Below are 23,599 nucleotides of genomic sequence, written 5' to 3'. Positions count from 1 at the left end.
AGCGAAGAATCACAAAGTTTTTTAACCTCCATTCAAAGAATTAGATTTCCCTTTGCGTGTCTTTGCGAATCCTTTGCGCATCTTCGTGAAATATTTCCTATTGCGGAATCTCGGTTAAAAAAAACCTTGCAGAAAATGGTGCAAATCAATCTTTGTCAAAGTTCAAAACTTTGACAAAGATTACTGAGACTGAATACTAAAAAACTGAATACTGAACACTTTTTTTAAATAACCCCCATCTTCTTCATCAAAAAAGTAGCGCTTTTGTTTTTACAAATACCGTTACGAAGTGTGTAATCAAAATGCAGTTCATCGTTGCTGATTTCGACTTCAAAGCATTTGTTGGTTAGAATATCTGGATAATCATTGGTGGTCAAACAAACTTCAATATCATGTGTAGCAATGGCACCAATGGCTTTTTTGGAAATTACTTTTTTGACCACTTCAATCGTTCCATTTCGTTTGTCATCGGAGTTGGTTCCTCTTAAAATTTCATCCAAAAGCACAAAGGCAGGATTCATTTCCAATTCATCCATAATTTGCTTTAAGCGCTTGATTTCGGCAAAGAAATAGGATTCACTATCGGACAAGGAATCGGATAATCGCATAGAAACCAAAACAGGTAGCGGATGTACATTGGCCTGACTCGCGCATACGGGAGCTCCCATCCCCGAAAGCACCATATTGATTCCTAAACTACGCAAAAAAGTACTTTTGCCCGACATATTCGAACCCGTCAAAATCATAAACGATTGTGGATGAAACTGCACCTCATTCCCTACTCTAGTTGCTGGATTCAGCAAAGGATGACTTAAGTTAGAAAAATCAATTTTAAAATTAGTGTTTAAAGTTGGATACACAAACTCCGGATTATTAAAAGAGAAATTCGCCAAACTACTGAGTGTTTCGAATTCTCCAATTACTTCTAACCATTCTTCTAGAACAATAGTATGCTGTTTTTTCCAAGCGATCAGCGATTTCAGAACGTGGAAGTTAAAAAGGAAGGTTCCATTGAGTACTATACCTGTCACAAAATTTCCGATCGTATCCATATTGGAGAATAAGCCCGATAATTTCTTAAGATGTACACTTGCTTTCTGATTTTGAAAATTCAGTTTTTGTTGTAAATCAACTAATTTATCAGAATGAAAAGTTTCGTTTTCTATTTTCTGAACCAATAAACTATATTGTCCAACGATAACATCAATATTTTCGGCGTTGGCAATTTCTATTGTTATTCTTTTATAAAATCTGCCTAAAAAAGACATATTCAACACAAAGAAAAAGGTTAAATACGATAAAAAAACAGGATTGGAGGTCAAAATATAACCCAACAAATTACAAAAAAAACCTATTGGAAAAAGGAAAGACAAAGCAACACTAACTTTTGATAAAGGTGTACTTTCAAATCGACTCCATTGTAGTAAAGACGAATATACCGATTGATTATCCTGCCCTATTTTGGCAAGAGCCAAAAACTCCTGACGCCAATTTAATTTTTCTTTTAATTCCTGCACTGCCAGATGATTCTTTAGAATTTCATCATTGTGTAAAAGGGTTAAAAGCTTTTTGGCCAAAGTTTTTTTTCCTATGAAAGTGGCGGTTCTGTTTAGATTTTGGAACAACGAATGATCTCCAAAAATATCAAGATCATAAGCATAAGGATGATGAAAATCATTGAATTCGGAACCATTTTCAAAAGGGATTGATTTTCTTTCTAAATAATTAATTTCATTGTTGTTGATTTCTACCAATGCCGTTTTAATTTTCTTTTGAAAAGAAAGTTTCGAGTGGATTCGCATCAAAAAAAGAAAACTAGCAAAGAGTATAATTGCTGCCATGACAAATACTGATTCACTAGTTTTTATGTAATAAAATAAACTTCCTAAAAAAAGCAAAATACTAATAAACCTCAGAAAACTAATGCTATTGTATTTTGTATTTATTGATTTTAACTCCTCTAAATAATTTTGACTATAACTTTTGTATATTTCCATGCTTGTTTTAATGATATACAAATGTAGGGAAAGCCAATGGCAATATCAATTGCAATGGCAAAATAACAAATTAATTGAATTCTATTCTTCGTGCATTGCCAAAACAGGAATGGTTGATATATTCGAGAATTTTTGAGTCAAACTTGGTTTAAATAGCTCGGAGAAGAAATTACGTTTATGGGTAATCATTGCCAAAGTATCTATGTTTTTGTGGGAGATAAAATCTAAAATTGTTTCTTTTACAAGATCACTTTTTACAATTGAAAACTGAACAGGTTCTTTTTCGAATTCTATTTTCCATTGAGCAACAGTATCATCTTTAACATCTGATTTACTAGTTTTTACATACAAACATTTTACAACCGCATGCGTTTTTTTTGCCATTTTGATTACTTGCTTTAAAGCTGCTTTATCTTTATCTCTGAATCTGGTTGTAAAGCCAATCGTTTCAATTTTTGAGTATTTTGCTTCGATAGGTACACATAAAACAGGAACATCGACAGCAGTTACCACAGCACCGGTATTTGAACCTATAAAAAAAGATTCCCAACCTGTAGCACCGGAGGTTCCCATAACCACATAATCTATTCTTTCGTCTATGACTGCTTGTTTGATAGCATAAATTAGGTCACCATCAACAAGTTTATGGCTTAATTTTATATGATCTAGATGATGGGCAATGGCCATTTCTCGGAGTTTTGGAATTTCTTCCTTAAACATATCAAATTGTGCCAATTGTAAGGAATCAAAAATAGTATAATAATTATCTGGAATAAATTGATTGTCTACTATTGGCAAATCAAAAGTGTGCAACAATAAAACTTCTCCGTTTACAATTTTAGCAAAATGCAATGCATGGATAAAAGCATTATTGGCAACTTCGGAAAAATCGGTGGGAAATAAAATCTTTTTCATTACTAAGGTATTTAAATTTTTAATTGATGAAAATATATTTTTATGATTTTGAACCGATAAAAAACAAGGTTCTTATTTTGTTTTAATGCATTAAACGTCTTGTTCATCGGTTTTGCGTGAGGGATAGAAGCAAGCTACCGAAGTAGTGCGTATAGCCCGACAGCGTTGAGCAAAGGGGCTGTATGAGCGGCACTACGAGTAAGCCCCTTTGCTCAACGGGGTCACGCCCAACTAGTTGAAATAGAATTTATTTATTGAATAGACAAAATAGGTATGTTGCTGTGAAAAGCTAATTTTTTGGAAAGGCTGACGTTGAATAATTTTTCAAAAAAACCTCGATGGCGTACATGAATGGCTAGCATGTTTATTTTATCTTTTTCTATAAACTTCAAAATTTCTCCTTCTACATCATTACTTATTACGGAATGAAAATTAATATTTTGATCTTTGAAAACATTTTTAAAATCAAGTATTAGATCATCTTTGTATACTTTGTGAGGCGCTTTTATGTTAAGACAATCGATATGCGAATGCAAAAACTTAGCTAAATCAGCTACTTTTTGTAATGCCTCTATGTCTTTAATTTCATATTTGGTAGTAAAAAGAATTTTTTGAATGGGTGCATATTGACATTTTTCAGGTATGGCCAAAACTATGGCTTTGGCATCATTCATTACTTTGGTTGTTTGTGTTCCTAAAAATATTTCACTCATGTGTTTTGCGCCTTTGGTCCCCATTACAATGAAATCAATATTTTCTTTTTTTGAGATTTTGACTACTTCATCTATTAACACCCCTTGTATAAGCACATTACTCCACTTTATATGTCCTAAATTATTTTCATCGGCAATTTTTCGAAGTAAAGGCACCTCATCTTTGTAATTTTCGAAATTACTCAGTTGTTCATAATCGTATATTTCCTTCAAGTACATTGACATATCCAAATATACCGGTGAATCTACTTGATAAACATGCAGTGTAATAATCTCAGCATTTATAGCATCAGCAAGCTTTAATGCGTATATAAAAGCATTATTTGAGGTTACGGAAAAATCTGTTGGAAACAATATTTTTTTCATATCTATCTTTAATTTATTGTGTACCACTATTTCATTTAAAGTTACGAAACTTCTTAAAATAAAGTATGAAAAAAATCAATTTGATTTAAAATTTAATATAACATCTGTCTTTTGTCAAAAAGCAGGTTTTAGAGTGCTCTATTTTGCCTAACACAGATTACAAAAAGTCAAAAAGTTCTAAGTTTTGCGTACTTTTGCATAAATTTTCAGTTATGATTCAAAACGATTCTATAGTAGCTTTGGCCACCCCATCAGGAGCTGGTGCCATTGCCGTAATTCGAATTTCTGGCGAAGACGCCATAGCTATAGGACATTCGGTTTTTCGATCGATTAAGAGCAAGGATTTAAGGTTACAAAAAACCCATACATTGCATTTGGGTCATATTGTAGATGATACCAAAACGCTGGATGAAGTGTTGGTTTCGATTTTTAAAGGGCCTAATTCCTATACTGGTGAAAATACTATTGAGATTTCATGCCATGGATCTACTTATATTCAGCAACAAATTATTCAGTTATTGCTACGAAAAGGGTGCAGAATGGCTAATGCTGGTGAATTTACCTTGAGAGCTTTCTTGAACGGTAAACTCGATTTATCGCAAGCCGAAGCCGTTGCCGATTTGATTTCGTCAGACAACGAAGCGTCGCACCAAATTGCTATGCAGCAAATGCGTGGGGGATTTTCTAACGAGATTGCCAAACTCCGTGAGGAACTGTTGAATTTTGCCTCGCTGATTGAACTTGAATTGGACTTTGCCGAAGAAGATGTAGAATTTGCCGATAGAACCCAATTTCATGAATTGCTAAACCGAATTGAGTTTGTACTAAAACGATTAATTGATTCGTTCGCCGTGGGGAACGTGATTAAAAACGGAATTCCTGTGGCGATAGTAGGCGAACCCAATGTAGGGAAATCTACACTACTGAATTCTTTACTGAATGAAGAACGCGCCATTGTTTCTGAAATTGCGGGGACTACGCGTGATACTATTGAAGACGAATTGGTAATTGGCGGTATTGGATTTCGATTTATTGATACAGCGGGTATTCGTGAAACGGTTGATGTGGTAGAAAGCATTGGAATTAAAAAAACTTTTGAAAAAATTGAACAGGCGCAAGTTGTGGTTTTTCTTTTTGACAGTTCCGAGTTTAAAGTTTCGGGATTAAAGTTGAAAGTAGAATTGGAGAAAATTAAGAATCAGTTTCCGTTGAAACCGCTTGTGATTATTGGGAACAAAGCTGATAAATTAAGTGAAACTGAAATTCAAAATATAAAAACCGAGATTCCAGAAATTCTATTGATCTCAGCCAAAGAAAAACTAGGTGTTGAGGATCTTAAAAATCAGTTGCTTTCTTTTGTTAATACTGGCGCTTTGCGCAATAACGAAACTATTGTTACCAATACACGTCATTACGATTCGTTGCTCAAAGCCTTAGAGGAAATCCAAAAAGTAAAATTTGGTCTAGAAACCAATCTTTCTAGTGACCTTATGGCACTTGATATTAAAGAAGCACTATACCAATTTGGAATGATTACCGGTCAGGTTACGAATGATGAATTACTGGGGAATATTTTTGCGAATTTCTGTATCGGAAAGTAAAAAGCATACTCATACTATTGATCAAATCAAGCGCCGATATTTCTGCAACACAAAATTTTTCTTTACTACGACACAATCATAAAACCAAATGACCATAAACGATTTAGTAGGCGAATATGCAATCGAAGGCAGCAATCAAGAGCAAAGTGACAAAATTGCTTACAAAGGCAAATTGAGTTTGTCCCTTGATGAAAACAACCGAATTATTGCCCAATGGGTGATCAACAAAGACCAAGTACAAAACGGCAACGGATTTTTCAAGGACGGTATTTTGGTGATTCATTTCAACTACCGTGGCGAAGACGATCATATTTACAAAGGTATTGCTGTCTACAAATGCATCAACAAAGATATACTAGATGGTTTTTGGTCCGAGAAACATGGGAACCCCCTCTATTTAGGCAACGAACGCTGTTTAAGAATGACCTCTCATGAAATTTTGAATTAATCTTGGCATAATAATAAGGCTGTCCGGGCAGGCTATCCGCTACAAGTCCGCAGTCATCAATCCATAAAACATAAACCCAAAAGGAGCTTCCGTTGGTCGCTCTTTTGGGTTTTGTTTTAATAGGATTTCTGCCTTTACGGGCTTTTCGCTGCTATCCTTGACAGTATATCGAATTTCAAGAACTATTCGTTACCCAAAACAACCATTATTGACAAAATATCTTCCCCGTCAACCAATTTCAGATACAACAGAAGTTTAGTAAAGTTTTTTTTAAGAACGTGGTTTAGACAAACCTCTATCGTACAAAATTATACTTCCAGCCACAGCTACATTCAAACTTTTTTCTGATTTAAATTTTACCAAATGATGGCATTTATTCATTGCTTTCTTGGATAAGCCATGATCTTCGGCTCCCAATAAATACACACAACGCCTTGGATGTTCAAAAGTCTCTAAATCTGACGCATTTTCGTCTAATTCAACGCCAACCAATCGCGCTCCTTTGGGCAAGTTGTCAAAAAAAGCCTCAAAGGTATCGTAATGAAAATACGGAATTGCTTTTACGGCATCATGGGTATCGCAAGCCTGCTTGGCATAGCGATTGCCAATGGTAAATATAAAACTGGCGCCTAAGTTTTGGGCAGACCGCCACAAAACACCCAAATTTTCGGGCGTTTTACCGTTTTGTATCCCTATCCCAAAGTATTCATTTATAAAGTTATCATTCATAAAGGCAAAAGTACAAACTGTACGTACACAAATCAATTTTATTATTGAGATGAAAGAAAGAGCCGGTATCGGTAGGGATTTTGGGGATTGGTATTAAAAAAGACTTTGAAGTCGGGAGACTACGGAGAGTTTCATTTAATGAGTTTTATATAATTCCCAAAAACCACCTTTATTGCTTATTTTCTTATCCACAACATTTTTTATACTTTTTGCCACTTCCACAAGGACATGGATCATTTCTATTCACTTTTACAGAACTTACTGGTAACTGAATGACTTTTGGTTCATTTTTAAGCGAATGAAAATAATTATCGTCTTTATTTTCAACAGTATCAGACTCTTCACAAAAATCTGCTTCGGAATAGATTACACTTAATATTTTTATCGAATATTCAAGAGTTACAATTTCATCTTGATTATGGTTTTTTTTAAAATTTTCAAAATCCCCTTCTAAACTATAATCAACATATTCTAAATCATATAAAGCTTCAATAAGTGGATATAAACTTTTCAATTTGACATCACCAATATCCCCTATCATCAGTCCTATAAATGTGGGATCTATTACATTGTCTTCCCCTTTAGCATTTATGAAAAAAGTTAGTATTTCTGTATATACCTTTTCTATTTCATTAGTTCTACGATTTTCAAGGATTGCAATTTGTGTTAAAGCTTGAGATACAGCAGACTTTGCAAAAGTATATACTCCTGGTTTCATCAAAAACTCTTTTAACAAATCTACTTGGCCTTTCCCAAGAAAATACACACATTGCCAAATTTCCTCTGTTAAAAAATCGCCAATATAAAATTCTAAAAATTCTTCATCATATTGTAAAAAATTCAAAACTGGCATTAAACTCTCTGTCGCTTTTAATTCCATCAAAAGAAACATCGCATGTAACGCAAACGAATGTGTGAAAACGGACCAGTCCTTATCTAAAAAATAGGGATAGCGCTCTATACCATCTTGTAAAACCATTTCTAAATCTTGAATAACAGTTTCTCTAGGTAGTGCTAAAATTTTATCAAGTACTGGTTTTGCATTCTTGAAACCTAATTGATACAGTTCATAAATCTCTTGATGGTTAAAAACTGGGGGATTAACTCTATCGGTTACAGGAGGCTCATTTTCTATTAATTCTGAAAAATCATCGCCAAAATCATCAAAACCTAAATCAAATTTTAAACTTTCTAGATGTTCTTCAAGTTCTTCGATACGAGGATTGTCTTCGTCTATTGATTTGTAAAATGACAATCTATTTTCGGCTAAAGGCAAATCTCTTTTTGCTATGGCATATAGAAACGTTGAATAATAATAAGCTTGTACTTCCGAAAAATGAAATTCTGAACGATTAGGAAACATTCCTTTTAAATCTAAATTTTCACCCAAATATTCCAAAGCACTATCAGGTTCTCCTTTGTGTATATAATGATTTGCTGCATTAAGTCGGGCATGTAAATAATCCGGAAATTCTTTTAATAGCTGACTGTTTATTTCCAATGATTTGGCAAAATCACCAAGTTTGTTGTAAGCCACAGACATAAAATTCTTTAACTGCGGTAAATTGGGGTTTTCTTTCGACAGTTTTTCTAATTTTCGAATCAAAACTTTATCAATTTTCCCATGTACCCGTATCGTTAATTCTCTCAATAATTTAGTTTGTGCGGGTGTTACGTCATATAGACGACTAATAAAATCATTGTCGAACGATATTTTTAACTTGGTGTGAATGGTGTTGCTATTCATTATTACAATTCTATTTATTTATATGTACCCTTGATTTTATTCTATATTCCTTTTTATTTATCAAAAAAACAATCCTCACTCCAATTTTTAGGATTATTTATGATGTAGTTTTTTATTCTATTGTATTCCATTTCATCTCTAATGATATGGTCATGAAATCGCTCCTGCCAATTAGAAACTCCTTTGGTATCTCGCATTTCATTAATTCTTCTAGACGAAAATGTTTTTAATGCACGTATAAATTCAAATATACCGTGAATTTTTTTTTCTTTATTTTCTGAAATATCGGTGGAATCATTGGCGGAATCATTGGCGGAATCATTAGAAGTACAGACGGGTTTGAAACCCGTCTCTACGGGGAAAATCGAATTGGAATTATCCACCCCAACAATACAATGAATATGATTGGGCATTATTTGAAATTCATCCAATATAATATTGCTATAATGATTGGGCAAATCATACCAACAATCGGAAACAATTTTACCATATTCGTTCAATTTCATTTCGCCATCGTTTACATATCCAAATAAATGCGCTCGATTTTTGGTACAAATTGTTATAAAATAATTCCCCTCATTCTTGTAATCCCACCATTTTGCTCTAGCGGTATCAATGCGGTATTTACCTTTAAATTTTTGCATATTCTATTATTCAATTTATTGCTATTTCAAATATATTTACAAAATTATCATTTTTACAATTTTCAGAATTATTTCACCCGATCCTATTTATTTTGCCCAAACACAATCATTTTCCCAATTTTCAGAATTATTATGATAATTTCACAAATGAGATAATCTAGATATAGGATCATCGGCAGACGGGTTTCATACAGACGGGTTTCATACAGACGGAATTCATACAGTACAGACGGGTTTCGTACAGACGGAATTCGTACAGACGGAATTCGTACAGACGGGTTTCAAACCCGTCTCTACAAATTTACGCCATCATCCCCTTAACAAAAACTTCAACAAACTCCTTCATTTTGGCAATGATACGATCGCCAATTGTTCTGGCTTGCAGAATACTTGGTCTGTTGTCTAGGCATTGGAAAACCTCATCTTTGATGGGTTCGCGACCACTGTAGATGTAGGCATCAATTAAGGCTTTGAATTGCGCTTTGTCCAGGTGTTCGTCTTCGCAAAGTTTGCCTAGTGCCAATACTTTTTGGTCTTGCCAGTATTTTTCAAATTCATCTTCAATGGAATCACCGTCTTTGATGTGGGGCATATTTTCATCGATAAACTTCTGAATCAGCTCTCGCTTGCTTCTTAACTGAATATCACCACCCAATAAATCAATGATGGCTTTCTTTTGTGCGGCAACTGCCGATGGTGTTTTTGCTCCTTTCAATTGTGCTAACAATTTCAGGATATAGGCCACGTTGATTTGGTCACGATGGATTAACTCCAATTCAAAATCAATGTCATCAAGAATCGAAGTTTTTTGTTTTTCGTTGTCCCGTTTTACTTTTTCGTATAAATCTAAATACTTGCTTTTATAATCTTCAAATTCCTGCTCGTCTAACAGTAAATCCTCCCAATCAAAATCGGTGTAGGATTGCAAAACGTTCATGGCTCGCATTAATTTTCGGAAAGCTTGTACAAATTGAGCTTCTGCTTCTTCACTTTCCAAATCATTTACGCTTTGGTAGGTTGGTGTAATTTCTCGTAGGAGTTTCAAAGCTTCATCAAACTTCGCTGCTATTTTTTCATAATCGGGCATGGTAACGACTTCAATCGCCTCTTTATTTGAAAACAAAGTAATAGCATCGTCGGTAGCTTTTTTGAGGTTCCTGAAGGACAAAATATTTCCTTGTGACTTCTGTTCTCCAAGGATTCGATTCGTTCTCGAAAATGCTTGTATCAAACCGTGTTGCTTCAAATTTTTATCCACATAAAGCGTATTTACTTTTTTGGCATCAAAACCGGTAAGCATCATATTCACAACAATTACAATATCCAAACGGTCTTTCTCATTGTCAAAATTCTCCTTCTCACGGTCTTTTAATCTTCTGCTGATATTTTGAAAATATTTTTGAAAAGAATCACTGTCTTTTGTAGAATAGCTGGTGCCATACATTGTATTATAATCTCCAATATATCTTTCTAATTTATCTCGGGTATGCTTTCCCTGATAACTGGTTTGTGGTTCTGCCAAAACATCAAAATCGACTTCATCTTCGGGAAGGAAATCCTGTGCTTGGTCTGAATCTTCATTGGTACCATAGGTAAAAATAGTGGCAATACGCAAATCGTGTTCTCCAGCTTCTTTCTTTTTTTGGAATAGATCGTAATACTGAATCACATTATTGATACTGCTTACCGCCAAAAGGGCTGAATAATCTCTATCAAAGGTTTTCTGATTGTGATAGGCAATAATATAATCGACGATTTTGTTGATTCGCTTTTCCGAATCCAAAACCTCTTGCTTGTCTATATCTTCGACTTCTATGTCGATAAAAGAATTGCTCTTGTTTTTGTATTTCCCCACATATTCAATCCCAAAGCGCAATACGTTTTCATCCTGAATGGCATCCGTAATCACGTATTTGTGCAAGCAATTACCAAACAAATCTTTGGTGGTGCGTTTTCCTAAATCATTCTTGGAAGCGTTTTCGGCAAATATGGGCGTTCCTGTAAAACCGATTAACTGACTTTTGTCAAAGAATTTGGTAATTCTATCGTGGGTTTCTCCAAACTGGGAACGGTGGCATTCATCAAAAATAAAAACGATTTTCTTATGGCGCAACGACTCTATTTTACCAGCAAAACGTTCTGAAACGGCATTGTTTAATTTCTGAATCGTAGTCAGAACCAACTTGGTAGTATCCGTTAATTGCCGAACCAAGGATTGTGTATTATCCGTGACATCAACACTATCTTTTTTGAAAGCGTTGAATTCATTCATGGTCTGGAAATCCAAATCTTTACGGTCCACAACAAAAACAACTTTGTACACCTCAGGTAATTCCATCACAATTTGGCTTGCCTTGAACGAGGTTAAAGTTTTACCCGAACCTGTGGTGTGCCAAATGTAGGCGTTCTCGCTTGAGTTTTTGATTTGATGAATTATCGCTTCTGTGGCAAAATATTGATACGGTCGCAACACCATCATTACCTTGTGTGTTTCGTTTATCACGATATAATGAGACACCATTTTGCCCAAATGTTCCGGGTTCAGAAATGCAGCTGCGAACTCGTGCAACTCGGTTATGTTTTTATTATTGGTATCTGCCCAAAAGAACGTTTGTTTGACCGATTGCAGTTTGTTGTTTGCCAAATATTTGGTATTTACACCATTACTGATTACAAACAGTTGCACGTATTGAAACAAACCGTGATTGCTCCAAAAAGAATGCAATTGGTAGCGATTAATTTGGTTAAACGCTTCTTTAATTTCTAAGCCCGAACGTTTGAGTTCTATTTGTACCAATGGCAAACCATTGACCAAAAGCGTTACATCAAAACGGTTCTTGTAGCTTCCTTCCAGACTGATTTGATTGGTAACTTGAAATAAATTCTGGCTATTGTCTTCCACATTGAAAAAACGAACATAAAACGAAGTGCCATCTTCCTTGGTCAATTGAAAACGGTCTCGTAGCGTTTTGGCTTTTTCAAAAACATTGCCTTTGGCTAGATGATTGACGATAGCATCAAACTCTTTGGCTGTAAAAGTGGTTTCGTTAAAAGCTTCTAATTGACTTTGTAGATTGGAAACCAAAGCATCGCCATCGGGAATGGTTACAGACGCATAGCCTAAACCCCGCAATTGCTTGATTAAGTTGTTTTCTAATATTGCTTCGGATTGATGGCTCATTTTAGTTGTGAAATTTATCTTCTTTCCATTTGGAAGGGTTGTTTTCTATATAGGTTTGTATTCTTTCGAATGCCTTTGAATCTCTAATAATATGATCGTGAAATCGTGAAAGCCATTCAAAATCAGCATGAATTTTACGCATTTCAAAACTGCATCTTCCTTTATACCACCGAATGATGCGTGATATATTTTCATTTAGCATCGGATTTTTATCGCCTGCAAATCCACCTATTTTATTTTCATTTTGCGCATGTACAGACGCGATTAATCGCGTCTCTGTATTATCATCATTAGACGCGATTAATCGCGTCTGTACGGTATCGGATGGCAATTTCATTTTATTGATTATTAATATCCCATGCATATGATTGGGCATAATCACAAAATTACCCAATTCAATATCGGGAAATTGATTTGGAATATTTTCCCAATTGCGATGGGCAATTTTCCCTAATTCATTCAATTGCATTTCGCATTTTGAATCATTATCATGTACAGACGCGATTAATCGCGTCTCTACGGATGGGCCGGATACAATATTACCAAAATAACACGCCATATTTTTGGTGCATATTGTGATGAAATACGCTCCATTTTCGCCATAATCCCAATTTTGCAATCGGGCGGATGGGATTCGATATTTATTCTGAAATTTTTTCATATTTCATTATTTTTATTCTACATGCTCCGGATAGTGTACAGACGCGATTTATCGCGTCTCTACGTTGCATTACACACACTCCACACATAGACGCGATGAATCGCGTCTCTACCGTTGCATCACACCACACATAGACGCGATAAATCGCGTCTCTACCGTTGCATTACACAAACATTTGCTGCAACAACCCTTTTTTGAATAATTGCGTTTTTCCTATTTCCCCATTCACGGTTTCTATTTTTGTATCAATACTCGATAAAAAATTGGCGATTTTTTGTTGTTCTTTAAAAGAAGGTACATTTAAAAATATTTTCTCAATTGCAGTTTTACTAATTTCAGGAAAAGTAGAACCATTAGCTCTAGAAGTTAATTCATGCTTGTTTTGTTTTATCCAATTAAATATAAAAATATTACTATTTCCTTTTCTTGCAATTAACGATTGAAACCCTTGATTTGTTGAACATTCTTCTCGTGCTATTGAAACTTCACCAATTGTAGCTCTTGTAGTAAGAAGGATTGTTCCAATAGGTAATTTCTTAGCTGAGGATTTTTGTAAACCTAATTCTGTTATTGTTCTAATACTACTTGAAACAAAATCAGATTTAATTTCTGTTGGTGTAAACCACTGAATTTCTCCTCCCCAATATTCTGAAATATTAGTATCTGGTGTTCCTCCACCAACAATTTCACAAACATCCCCCAACTTTTTCTCCTCCCAATCCGGATAATCCTTTCCGTTCTCGTCTTTAAACCTTAATTTACCGGAGAACAATTGTTGCATTACGCCTTTTTTGTATTGTTCTAATAATGATATATTATGTCCGTTTGGAAAAGGAATTTTTAGAATATCACATTGTTTTTTAAGAATATCATCATTTTTGTTTGATAAATCAGATAGTTTTTCTAAGCTAATACAGATATCATTAACAATAATTTCTTCTTCTTCTTCAAAAGTATCCACATAACGAGGAATATTCAGGTTGTAATCGTTTTCGGCGATGCTGGTAGAGACGCGATTAATCGCGTCTAATAATGATGATGTAGAGACGCGATTAATCGCGTCTGTACGATTAATCGCGTCTGTACGGATGATAGGGGCCGCAATAGGGGCAATATGCGAATATTTATCTTCTTCGGTTCTGTTTTCGTAAGTGCTAATTATTTTATCTATATCCTCGGTACGCAACACGTTTTGGGTTTTCACCTTTTCAAAATGCTGGCTGGCATCGATAAACAAAATATTTTCGGCATCGGTACGCTTTTTCTTCAAAACCAGAATACAGGTTGGTATGCTGGTTCCGTAAAAAATATTGGCTGGCAAACCAATTACGGCATCGAGGTAGTTTTTTTCTTTGATCAAATATTCGCGTATGTGTCCTTCGGCACCACCACGAAACAAAACACCGTGAGGGAGAACGATTGCCATAGTTCCGTTATCGGCAAGTTGGTGCACCATGTGTTGCACAAAGGCAAAATCGGCTTTGGAGCTTGGTGCGAGTTTCCCATAGGCAGAGAAACGCTCGTCGTTCATGTGCAAAGGGCTGGCAGACCAATTGGCAGAAAAAGGAGGATTGGCAACAATGGCTTCAAAACGCATATCATAATGCTGTGGGCGTTCCAGCGTATCTTCGTTCTTAATGTCAAATCGCTTGTAATGCACATCGTGCATAATCATATTCATGCGGCATAAGTTGTACGTCGTAGGGTTCATTTCCTGTCCGTAAAAAGCACTTACGTCTTTTACTTCTTTGGCTACACGCAACAATAACGAACCGGAACCGCAAGTAGGGTCATAAACGCTCTTGAGTTTGTCTTTGCCCACCGTTACCAGTTGTGCCAAAATGCTACTGACTTGTTGTGGGGTATAGAATTCGCCTGCTTTCTTGCCTGCGCCACTGGCAAACTGCCCAATTAGATATTCGTAGGCATCTCCCAGAACATCACTGTCGGTATTTTCTAAATCAAAATCAATTTCATCCAGATGCACGAGGACTTTTACAATGAGTTCGTTTTTGTCGGCTTCGGATTTTCCAAGTTTGTGGGAAGTCAAATCGAGGTCAGAAAACAGGTTTCCAAAATCTTCTTCACTTTCAGAACCCATCGTACTTTGCTCAATGTGCGTCAATACTTTGGCTAAATCACCCAGAATAAAATTGTTTTTTCCGCCTGCGTTGCCTCTTCGTGCCAATTCCGAGAACAATTCGGATGGGAGCAAAAAGTAACCTAATTTGTCTAAAGCCAATTGTTTGATTTCTTCCAGCAAAGCCGCTTCATCTGCATGACCTTCGACTTCCTGAAAAGTCAAACCGTCTGGTTTTAGGATGGTGTTGGCATACAAGTCCATTTTGGTGCTCAGGTACTTGTAGAAAATAAAACCTAATATGTAATCACGGAAATCATCGGCATCCATTTTCCCACGTAGGGTGTTGGCGATATTCCAGAGTTGTTGTTCTAATTTTTGTTTTTGTTCGGCTGCCATTATAGGGTATTATCTATTTTTATAACCGCTAAGGTATTGAAATTTATACGATACTTTTTGAGGAAAACCGTAAATAAGGTCAATTTTAATTATTTTAAGTGATTATGAATTCTACAAGATAAATACTTACACTTTCAAATTGTTCAACTTCTAGTTAAATTGTAATTAGAGATATTCAAGATTTAATTTTAAAAGTAATTTTATCAAATTTAACAATTCGCTTTCAATTAAAACTCTATTTATTTATTGTTTATCATAAGCTATAACGGCATAAACCAATGTAATTCTTACAATTGAAAAAAAGTAAATTACGCAACAAACGCATGAGACAAGAACCATTTATTAATTTAACCTTAAGACTCAAAAAATAACTTCAATGTTCTTATTAATTAATTATATTTGCGCCGTTTTAAAACTATTCAAATTCAATCTAAAAGTAATTGCAATTCAATGGTTTTAATTACAAAATCAGTTCCTATTATTAAAACCAAATTCATTTTTTGGACAACTTTAACCGCTTTTATATTCCCCAAATGAATTCATTTAAAACTGTTTTATACCTACTTCTATTATCCTTTTTTGGAAATACCCTTTTTGCACAACAAGCGGATCAATCCGAAATCACGCAAAACCAATCTCTCGAAGTTCTTGCCCAAAATACAATTGAAGATTCCATTTCTCAAAATGCAATTAAAAAAGACACACTCAACTATACTCTAATCAACAGTATAGACACATTAAAAACGGCGCAACCTTTAAATGTCTACCCACCTGCAACTAGAGATTATACAAGATTAAGTTATAATACTTCAATGTATGTAGGTGCTACAATTATTGCATTTGGTGTTTTGTATTCTATGCCGGAAAGTGTAACCAATTGGGACAAAAAGGATATGAAAAAAAACGGGATTTTCAACAAATGGAAACAAAATGTAAAAGCAGGTCCAGTTTGGGATAACGATGATTGGGTACTAAATTACATTACACATCCATATTCTGGAGGCGTTTATTATATGACCGCCAGAAGCAGTGGTTTCAATATTTTTGAGTCCTTTTTATATTCGGCTTTTATGTCTACTTTTTTCTGGGAATATGGTATCGAGGCGTTTGCTGAAATTCCATCTAAACAAGATTTAATAGTTACACCAGTGATAGGTTCTATTATAGGGGAAGGTTTTTTCTATGTCAAAAAAAGCATCGTAAAACATGATAAAAAAGTACTGAATTCAAAATTTTTAGGATACACATCGCTATTATTAATTGACCCGTTCAATACTATATTAGATGGTTTTGGTTATAAAGACCAACGTACAACCCAACTAAACATTGCTCCAGTAGGTTTTGATAATGGAAGCAATAAAGCCATTTGGGGACTTAATTTCAATATGCAATTTTAATTAATACGAATATACAAATCACTGAAAATCAATTATTAAATCATTTCTTTCAATATAACTTTAGAAGTGTTAAAGTTTAAAAAAAAGAAAAAATACCTGTTATTTTAACAATCACAAGTTGAATTATTTATTACTTTTATTTCCTGCTAATCATAGTAATATTAAGTCAACATTAGTTTTATGTCAAGATTAGCAAATCTATTTTTCACTGATTTATTAACCTAAAAAATGATTTTTTTGAGTAAAATTGAAATTATTGTCGCTTCTATTTTTATGGTTTTAAATTATATAATTTTTTCAAAAACTATTTTAAAATACAAGCAATTAAATACCGCTTTTACCCAAATAGTAATTGATAAAAAGTAACACCTAAAGGTTAGGAAAAAGATTTACAATACAACTACTTTACACAAGTACACTACTAGATTGCAATCTTTAAATGTATAGAAAACCAATGGTTTTATTGTGAAATTTACATTTTACTATCAAAGTAATAGCTCTATTTATAGACAATCCATTTTAAAAAGAGTTTTTATCTTTATACTAATTTAGTATTTTATATACTTTGAGTTTAAAAAGAGTTTGAACACTTTCTAGAATGTTCGAAAATGTTTTATTTTTGTTTATGTCTACAGGATACAAACAAAAGTAAAAAGAGAAAGACTAATCAAAATGACTAGTCTTTCTTTTTTTTTATTCCTTTACTAAATAAATACCATCTTCTTTTATCTCGATAAGTTTCTCTTTATACAAAGCACCAATGGCTTTCTTAAAAGTTTTCTTGCTCATTTTAAGAACCGTTTTTATGTCTTCGGGATGAGAATTATCTGTTAGACGCAAAAAGCCCCTACTGGCTCTCAATTCGTCTAATATTTTTTCAGCATTGGGCTCTATACTCTGATAACCTTGAATTTGCAACGAAACATCTATTTTGTTATCCGGTCTAATATTCTTGACATATCCTCGCATACGATCGCCTGTACGAATAGCGTCATCATAAACTTCGTCTTTATACAAAAGCCCTTTGTGCAGTTCATTGATAATCACATTGATACCAAGTTCTGTTATATGAGAAACGATTAGTTCTACTTCTTCTCCTTTTTCAACGGTAAGATGATCATTTTTCAAAAATTGATTCAATTTACTAGAGGCTACCAAACGATTTGTTTTTTCATCCATATACAGGTATACCAAATAACGCTTTCCTTTTTCCATAGGACGCGCTTGCTCTTTGAACGGAACTAGAATATCCTTTTCCATACCCCAATCCATAAAAGCTCCTATTTGATTGGTATAATTCACACGTAGGAGTGCGAATTCATTAAGTAAAATATAAGGTTCTAAAGTTGTAGCAACTGGACGTTCTTCGTGATCCAAATAAACAAAAACAATAAGCTCCTCGCCTATTTCAAATTCATTTGGAACATATTTATTGGGTAAAAGAATATCGTGTACTCCTTCGGGGTCTTGCTCTGGGTTTCCTAAAAACAAACCTACTTTGGTATCCCGTAATATAGTAAGCGTATTGTATTTTCCTATTTCAATCATTTTTGTATCGATTCTGAGTTGTTGAACAACTTATTTAAAGCGCAAAGGTACGAAGTTTGAAAATGGGAATTCGAAAAATAATCCCATAAAAAAACGCCCAATTAAGGACGTTTATATTCGGGTCAATCTATGGTCTAATTGAAAACACTTTCTTTTTTAAAATGAACAGCCAATAAATAATAAAAAACGGCTCTGTATTTATTTTTATTTGATTTTCCATATATTTCTAAAACAGCATCTATACCTGCATCAAGAGCTGAATCATCAGGTAAACCCAATTTCTTAATTAAAAAATTATTTTTGACAGTAACCAATTCTGCTTTTTGTGTTCCTGAAACTGTAGAAGAATCTGGATTATAAATTGACGGTCCACAACCAATAGTTACTTTTGTCAATAAATTCATATCCGGAACAATGCCGCATTTGTCTTTCAAATCGGCTGCATACTTTAAAATTAATTCATCTCTTGCACTCATAATAAAATATTTAAAGATTATTTTAGTTTAACTATCTCAAATTTAATCATTTATTTTAAATATGTGCGATTTTTATACATTATTTTTTTAAAGCATTTTTAATTATATTTTTACCAAAGTAAGAATTATACATTTATTAATTTCACAACTTAATTCTAGAACTAAACCAACTCTTTAAAATACTGCAATAAAATAGAATTATTCTCTAATGTTGGGGTAAAAACTTCAAGAATGCAAGGATTTTCATTTTGACTATAAACACATGTTAATGCGTTAGTCAAACTCAACTCATCATTGGCCGCAACATAATCGAATCCATACATTTTAGCCAAATGTTCGGCAGTCAAATTATGCGAAGTTTCAAAAAAAGTATTAAAAACAGGCGTTTCATCGTGTCCTGGCAAAATTCTAAAAATTCCACCTCCACCATTATTAATCAAAATGATTTTAAAATTTTTCGGAATGTAATTGTTCCAAAGTGCATTGCTATCATATAAAAAACCAATATCTCCGGTTATAAATACAGTCTGTTTTACATTTGCGACAGCTGCACCAATTGCAGTCGAAGTACTTCCGTCTATTCCGCTTGTACCTCTATTGCAATAGACTTCGATTGAAGGATCAATTGGAATTAATTGCGCATACCGTATGGCCGAACTGTTACTGATTTGCAATTGACTCTTTTGAGGCAAAGTACCAATCACGTTCTCAAAAACTTTGAAATCTGAAAAAGGAATTTTGGACAAATAAATATCGTGTTTTTCTTTTCGCACGGTTTTAACCGCATTCATTTTAGAAAAATAATCACTTTCAATAATTTTTGTCAAGGGTATAAAAGCCTCGAAAAAAGTATTGGGAGTTACCTCAAAATGTTTTGTCAAGCATCCAAAAGTATCATAGGCTCGCAATGTATCGATATGCCAATGGTGTTTGGGTTGGTATTTTCTCAAAAAAGCCTTGATTCGTTTGGATACTACCATTCCACCAAAAGTGATAAGAATTTCAGGTTGAAAAGCTTCGAAATCTTCCGCTGTAAAAGGTGTTATTATAGTATCAATGTTATTTATAAAACTAGCGTGATGCACATTCGATGTTGTTTCTGTCATCACTACTACCGATTCATCATTGGCGAAAGCCTCGATAGTCTTATTGGAAATGCTTTCAGGATCGTTTACACCTACTAATATCAGTTTTCGGGTAGCCTTGTTCCATAGAGTAGCATATTCCTGCAACTCTTGGCTATTAATTTCCTGTATAATTTTAGCGGAAGCGAAAACGAAACTGTTTACACTTAGTTCCGAAACTGTTTCATACAAAGGTTCTTCAAACGGAGCATTGATATGCACAGGACCTTTTTTATCGATTGCCGTATTGATGGCTTCGTTTATTTTAAGATCATTTTCGTCTGAAACTGCTTCCAATAAATTAGCATTATACAAAGAATGGTTGGCATATACGTTTTCCTGTCGAATGGTTTGCCCATCGCCAATGTCTATCTTACTTTGCGGACGATCTGCTGAAAGTACAATCAGTGGAATCTGACTGTAAAACGCTTCGGCAAAAGCAGGATAATAGTTTAACAATGCCGATCCCGAAGTACAAACAAGTACGGTAGGTTTACCAGTTTGCTGCGCAATTCCCAGTGCAAAAAAAGCTGCTGAGCGCTCATCGGCAATACTGTAACATTGAAAAGCGGGATTACTGGCAAAACCTATTGTAAGTGGTGCATTTCGAGAACCAGGTGAAATGATAATATTAGTGATCCCTTTGGCTAATAAAATTTGAATAATACTTTGTGCTAAAGGTATTTTGGGGTAAACCATTTTTAAAGTTAGAAATTAGAAGTTAGAAGTTAGAAGTTTTACAACTACAACCTAAAAAGCAAAGTTACAAACTTGACCATCGAATACCTTCAAATAGAACAACTTTTTACTATTTTTGATGAGAAATAAATAAAGAAATGAAAATCAAAATAAGACCTTACCAAACCGAGGACGCGCAAGCCATATTGGATATTATTAATTATAACATTCTAAATTCAACTGCCTTATACGATTACAACATTCGAACTTACGAACAACAAAAAGCCATTTTAGAAGATAAAACCAACAAACATTTCCCTGTAATTGTTGCAAAACAGGATGGTAAAGTCGTTGGTTTTGGTATGTATAGCGAATTTCGTTTCAGAGAAGCTTACAAATACACTGTAGAACATTCCGTTTATGTAGATAATGAACATCATGGACAAGGGATTGGAAAATTGCTATTATACGAATTAATACAATTGGCCAAAAACCAAAAATTGCATACTATGATTGCAGTAATCGATGCCGAAAACCAAAGCAGTATTGATTTTCATGAGAAATTTGGATTCAAAACCGTTGGAATCATCAAAGAATCTGGTTATAAATTTGATCGTTGGTTGCATTCGGTTTTTATGCAATTGATTTTGGAGTGATTTTTTGGTAATTAGCTTTGATCTCTCACTTTACTATTTATATCATTAAAATATGATACCTAACAGGTTAAAAAAAAACTGTTAGGTTTGCGGTTTCCCAATAGTTTTTTTTAAACCTGTTCGGTATAAATAGCTTCAAAACATAACCCCACCGACAAACCATAACCCCATAAAGAATAGTATCTTTGCCTTTTTATACATACTATGAGTTTTACACTGCTTTCTTCCCCTTTGCAAGGATTTACCGATTTTCGTTTTAGAAATGCTCAAAATAAATATTTTGGAGGAATAGATACTTTTTATTCACCTTACATTCGTTTGAATGGTAAATTGGCTATAAAATCATCTTACGAGCGTGATTTGCTTCCAGAAAACAACATTGGTCTAGAAGTCATTCCGCAAGTGATTACGAATGATGCAGATGAATTTATATTTGTGGCAAAATATGTTAGAGAACTTGGATATAAAGAACTAAACTGGAATCTGGGTTGTCCCTATCCAATGGTTACCAAATCGGGTATGGGCTCTGGTCTAATCAGTAATACCGAAAAAATCAATCATATACTTGAAAGAGCGCATAATGAAACTGACATCATTGTGTCGATGAAAATGCGTTTGGGATATGATACAACACAAGAAATTCTTGATGTTTTACCAATTTTAGACAAATACCCAATAAAAAACATTGCCATACATGCCCGCTTAGGAAAACAACTGTACAAAGGTGGTGTGCATCTGGATGCGTTCCAACAATGTATTGACAACACTAAGCACAAACTGTATTACAACGGCGATATTACTTCGGTAACTAAATTCCACGAAATGCAAGAACGCTTTCCTTCTATTGATCATTGGATGATTGGTAGAGGATTGATTGCAGATCCTTTTTTACCAAGTATGATTAAAAGTAATACTACAGAATATCCAAAAAACAAAATGGAATTGTTCAGCGAATTCCATGATACGCTTTACCAAGGATACAGCGAGTCATTATCTGGTCAAACACACATACTACTGAAAATGCATCATTTATGGGAATATTTCTCGGCCATATTTTCAGATCCACATAAGGTTCATAAAAACATCAAAAAATCAAAAAGTATCCGAAATTACGAAGCTACTGTTAAGGAAGTTATTGCAAAAGGGTAGTTTTGGGTTATGGATATAAAAAAAGAGTTTGCTAAAATTAGCAAACTCTTTTTTTTAACGCTATCGGAACTTATTACTAAGAAACTGATCACTGACCACTTAAAAAACTATCCTTTTACCCAATTTACAATGTTTTCATCCATTGGTTTTACTTTAGAAAGATATACTTTGACTAATTCACCTTTTTCATTGATAAGGTATTTTTGAAAATTCCATTCTACTTTGGAATCTTGAACACCATTTTTGGATTTTTGTGTCAAAAATTTATACATCTCACACATATCATCGCCTTTTACAGAAACTTTACTCATCATAGGGAAAGTTACACCATAATTGGCTTGACAAAATGTTTTAATCTCTGCATTGGTTCCTGGCTCTTGACCACCAAAGTTGTTGGCAGGGAATCCAACAATTACAAAACCTTTGTCTTTGTACTGTTTATACAAAGCTTCCAATTCTTTATATTGTGGTGTGTATCCACACTCTGAAGCAGTATTAACAATTAATACTTTTTTACCTTTTAGCGAGGCAAAATCAAAAGTCTTGCCTGATAAATCTTCTACTTTAAATTGATAGATGTTTTGTTTCACTTGTGCTTGAATTTGGATACTAAAAAAGAACAATGCGCAAATCGCTACTACTAATTTTTTCATGTTTTAAAATTTTGATATAAAATTAAACATTTATTTGTCTTGTTAGAAAATATTATAGTTCAACAACTGTTATTATTAAATTAATTTTTTATAAAAATAAATGGAAAGCTTATATTTATTTTCTGTTCATTTGAAAAAGTTATACCAACATTTGGTTTAAAATATTCCATCAAAAAAAAAAGATGCTCCAAAAGGAGCATCTCATTAACTAATTGTAAATGATAATCTACAAGGTATTCTTTAACCAAAATACTAACCAACCATTTTGCATTTTAAAAAATATAAACCTAATACAATTATCTAGTATTAGACATTTCAAATACCATGCCAAAACCCAATTAAAAGCCATTTTTATCGATAAAAGCAATTTTAAATTTAAAAAAATAAGATTTATTTTATATAAAAAAAGGTTCCAATAAAACTATCGAAACCTTTTT

The 23,599-nt window shown here is 33.9% G+C and carries 18 protein-coding genes and 1 pseudogene; 5 read left to right on the top strand and 14 right to left on the bottom strand.

What is annotated here, in order from left to right:
* Positions 1-224: 224 nt before the first annotated feature.
* The 3 genes from OYT91_RS03825 to OYT91_RS03815 all read right to left on the bottom strand — a co-directional run bounded on the left by OYT91_RS03825 (position 225) and on the right by OYT91_RS03815 (position 3,991).
* Positions 225-1,997: a MutS-related protein gene (locus OYT91_RS03825; RefSeq protein ID WP_281239580.1), complete on the bottom strand. Its 1,773-nt coding sequence runs from the start codon at positions 1,995-1,997 to the stop codon at positions 225-227.
* An 81-nt stretch (positions 1,998-2,078) separates the two neighbouring features.
* Positions 2,079-2,912 carry a universal stress protein gene (locus tag OYT91_RS03820; RefSeq protein WP_269222957.1) on the bottom strand — a complete coding sequence of 278 codons (834 nt, stop codon included), beginning with the start codon at positions 2,910-2,912 and terminating at the stop codon, positions 2,079-2,081.
* Positions 2,913-3,163: 251 nt separating this feature from the next.
* Entirely contained in the window at positions 3,164-3,991 is an 828-nt protein-coding gene (locus tag OYT91_RS03815) for a universal stress protein (RefSeq protein ID WP_269222958.1), read from the bottom strand.
* A gap of 212 nt (positions 3,992-4,203) precedes the next feature.
* Between OYT91_RS03815 and mnmE the strand changes: the two genes are divergently transcribed.
* Both mnmE and OYT91_RS03805 read left to right on the top strand, forming a co-directional pair.
* Positions 4,204-5,592, top strand: coding sequence for a tRNA uridine-5-carboxymethylaminomethyl(34) synthesis GTPase MnmE (mnmE, locus tag OYT91_RS03810; RefSeq protein WP_281239579.1), 1,389 nt, complete (start codon positions 4,204-4,206; stop codon positions 5,590-5,592).
* An 88-nt stretch (positions 5,593-5,680) separates the two neighbouring features.
* Positions 5,681-6,040 (top strand): hypothetical protein, encoded by a 360-nt coding sequence (locus tag OYT91_RS03805; RefSeq protein WP_281239578.1) that lies wholly within the window; start codon positions 5,681-5,683, stop codon positions 6,038-6,040.
* Between the two features lie 270 nt (positions 6,041-6,310).
* Here OYT91_RS03805 and OYT91_RS03800 read toward each other — a convergent pair whose 3' ends face one another.
* The 7 genes and pseudogenes from OYT91_RS03800 to OYT91_RS03770 form a co-directional block, all read right to left on the bottom strand.
* Positions 6,311-6,769: an RNA methyltransferase gene (locus OYT91_RS03800; protein WP_281239577.1), complete on the bottom strand. Its 459-nt coding sequence runs from the start codon at positions 6,767-6,769 to the stop codon at positions 6,311-6,313.
* 184 nt (positions 6,770-6,953) lie between these two features.
* Positions 6,954-8,516, bottom strand: a complete 1,563-nt coding sequence (locus OYT91_RS03795) for a DUF1186 domain-containing protein (protein WP_281239576.1) — start codon at positions 8,514-8,516, stop codon at positions 6,954-6,956.
* A gap of 53 nt (positions 8,517-8,569) precedes the next feature.
* Positions 8,570-9,160 (bottom strand): transposase, encoded by a 591-nt coding sequence (locus OYT91_RS03790; protein ID WP_281239575.1) that lies wholly within the window; start codon positions 9,158-9,160, stop codon positions 8,570-8,572.
* 301 nt (positions 9,161-9,461) lie between these two features.
* Positions 9,462-12,341 carry a type I restriction endonuclease subunit R gene (locus tag OYT91_RS03785; protein WP_281239574.1) on the bottom strand — a complete coding sequence of 960 codons (2,880 nt, stop codon included), beginning with the start codon at positions 12,339-12,341 and terminating at the stop codon, positions 9,462-9,464.
* Position 12,342: 1 nt separating this feature from the next.
* Positions 12,343-13,002, bottom strand: coding sequence for a transposase (locus OYT91_RS03780; RefSeq protein ID WP_281239573.1), 660 nt, complete (start codon positions 13,000-13,002; stop codon positions 12,343-12,345).
* Between the two features lie 163 nt (positions 13,003-13,165).
* On the bottom strand, positions 13,166-13,783 hold the full coding sequence (locus OYT91_RS03775) for a restriction endonuclease subunit S (protein WP_281240361.1): 618 nt from the start codon (positions 13,781-13,783) through the stop codon (positions 13,166-13,168).
* Between the two features lie 152 nt (positions 13,784-13,935).
* A pseudogene (locus OYT91_RS03770) lies at positions 13,936-15,481 on the bottom strand (type I restriction-modification system subunit M); the annotation flags it as partial.
* A 533-nt stretch (positions 15,482-16,014) separates the two neighbouring features.
* Between OYT91_RS03770 and OYT91_RS03765 the strand changes: the two are divergent.
* Positions 16,015-16,878, top strand: a complete 864-nt coding sequence (locus tag OYT91_RS03765; protein ID WP_281239572.1) for a DUF3943 domain-containing protein — start codon at positions 16,015-16,017, stop codon at positions 16,876-16,878.
* 693 nt (positions 16,879-17,571) lie between these two features.
* On the opposite strand, the gene OYT91_RS03760 is transcribed toward OYT91_RS03765, so the two are convergent.
* The 3 genes from OYT91_RS03760 to menD all read right to left on the bottom strand — a co-directional run bounded on the left by OYT91_RS03760 (position 17,572) and on the right by menD (position 20,725).
* Complete coding sequence (locus tag OYT91_RS03760) at positions 17,572-18,426, bottom strand: CvfB family protein (protein WP_269222968.1); 855 nt, start codon at positions 18,424-18,426, stop codon at positions 17,572-17,574.
* Between the two features lie 134 nt (positions 18,427-18,560).
* A complete protein-coding gene (locus OYT91_RS03755; RefSeq protein WP_269222969.1) occupies positions 18,561-18,902 on the bottom strand; it encodes a DUF2853 family protein in 342 nt (113 codons plus the stop codon).
* Positions 18,903-19,063: 161 nt separating this feature from the next.
* A complete protein-coding gene (gene menD, locus OYT91_RS03750; protein WP_281239571.1) occupies positions 19,064-20,725 on the bottom strand; it encodes a 2-succinyl-5-enolpyruvyl-6-hydroxy-3-cyclohexene-1-carboxylic-acid synthase in 1,662 nt (553 codons plus the stop codon).
* A gap of 137 nt (positions 20,726-20,862) precedes the next feature.
* Here menD and OYT91_RS03745 point away from each other — a divergent pair, with 137 nt between their 5' ends.
* On the top strand, positions 20,863-21,360 hold the full coding sequence (locus OYT91_RS03745) for a GNAT family N-acetyltransferase (protein WP_281239570.1): 498 nt from the start codon (positions 20,863-20,865) through the stop codon (positions 21,358-21,360).
* 204 nt (positions 21,361-21,564) lie between these two features.
* Complete coding sequence (locus OYT91_RS03740) at positions 21,565-22,509, top strand: tRNA dihydrouridine synthase (protein ID WP_281239569.1); 945 nt, start codon at positions 21,565-21,567, stop codon at positions 22,507-22,509.
* 107 nt (positions 22,510-22,616) lie between these two features.
* Here OYT91_RS03740 and OYT91_RS03735 read toward each other — a convergent pair whose 3' ends face one another.
* Entirely contained in the window at positions 22,617-23,162 is a 546-nt protein-coding gene (locus OYT91_RS03735) for a glutathione peroxidase (RefSeq protein ID WP_281239568.1), read from the bottom strand.
* Positions 23,163-23,599 lie beyond the last annotated feature (437 nt).

This window comes from Flavobacterium praedii (assembly GCF_026810365.1).
Taxonomy (GTDB): domain Bacteria; phylum Bacteroidota; class Bacteroidia; order Flavobacteriales; family Flavobacteriaceae; genus Flavobacterium; species Flavobacterium praedii.
The sequence above is the reverse complement of the archived record's forward strand: the minus strand, read 5'-3'. Positions and strand labels throughout refer to the sequence as shown.

Coding starts and splice junctions, on each gene's coding strand:
- OYT91_RS03765 (WP_281239572.1), top strand. CDS start 16,015: ATGAATTCATTTAAAACTGTTTTATACCTACTTCTATTATCCTTTTTT.
- OYT91_RS03755 (WP_269222969.1), bottom strand. CDS start 18,902: ATGAGTGCAAGAGATGAATTAATTTTAAAGTATGCAGCCGATTTGAAA.
- OYT91_RS03740 (WP_281239569.1), top strand. CDS start 21,565: ATGAGTTTTACACTGCTTTCTTCCCCTTTGCAAGGATTTACCGATTTT.
- OYT91_RS03790 (WP_281239575.1), bottom strand. CDS start 9,160: ATGCAAAAATTTAAAGGTAAATACCGCATTGATACCGCTAGAGCAAAA.
- OYT91_RS03820 (WP_269222957.1), bottom strand. CDS start 2,912: ATGAAAAAGATTTTATTTCCCACCGATTTTTCCGAAGTTGCCAATAAT.
- OYT91_RS03800 (WP_281239577.1), bottom strand. CDS start 6,769: ATGAATGATAACTTTATAAATGAATACTTTGGGATAGGGATACAAAAC.
- OYT91_RS03805 (WP_281239578.1), top strand. CDS start 5,681: ATGACCATAAACGATTTAGTAGGCGAATATGCAATCGAAGGCAGCAAT.
- OYT91_RS03735 (WP_281239568.1), bottom strand. CDS start 23,162: ATGAAAAAATTAGTAGTAGCGATTTGCGCATTGTTCTTTTTTAGTATC.
- OYT91_RS03825 (WP_281239580.1), bottom strand. CDS start 1,997: ATGGAAATATACAAAAGTTATAGTCAAAATTATTTAGAGGAGTTAAAA.
- OYT91_RS03760 (WP_269222968.1), bottom strand. CDS start 18,426: ATGATTGAAATAGGAAAATACAATACGCTTACTATATTACGGGATACC.
- mnmE (WP_281239579.1), top strand. CDS start 4,204: ATGATTCAAAACGATTCTATAGTAGCTTTGGCCACCCCATCAGGAGCT.
- OYT91_RS03815 (WP_269222958.1), bottom strand. CDS start 3,991: ATGAAAAAAATATTGTTTCCAACAGATTTTTCCGTAACCTCAAATAAT.
- OYT91_RS03780 (WP_281239573.1), bottom strand. CDS start 13,002: ATGAAAAAATTTCAGAATAAATATCGAATCCCATCCGCCCGATTGCAA.
- menD (WP_281239571.1), bottom strand. CDS start 20,725: ATGGTTTACCCCAAAATACCTTTAGCACAAAGTATTATTCAAATTTTA.
- OYT91_RS03745 (WP_281239570.1), top strand. CDS start 20,863: ATGAAAATCAAAATAAGACCTTACCAAACCGAGGACGCGCAAGCCATA.
- OYT91_RS03785 (WP_281239574.1), bottom strand. CDS start 12,341: ATGAGCCATCAATCCGAAGCAATATTAGAAAACAACTTAATCAAGCAA.
- OYT91_RS03775 (WP_281240361.1), bottom strand. CDS start 13,783: ATGCAACAATTGTTCTCCGGTAAATTAAGGTTTAAAGACGAGAACGGA.
- OYT91_RS03795 (WP_281239576.1), bottom strand. CDS start 8,516: ATGAATAGCAACACCATTCACACCAAGTTAAAAATATCGTTCGACAAT.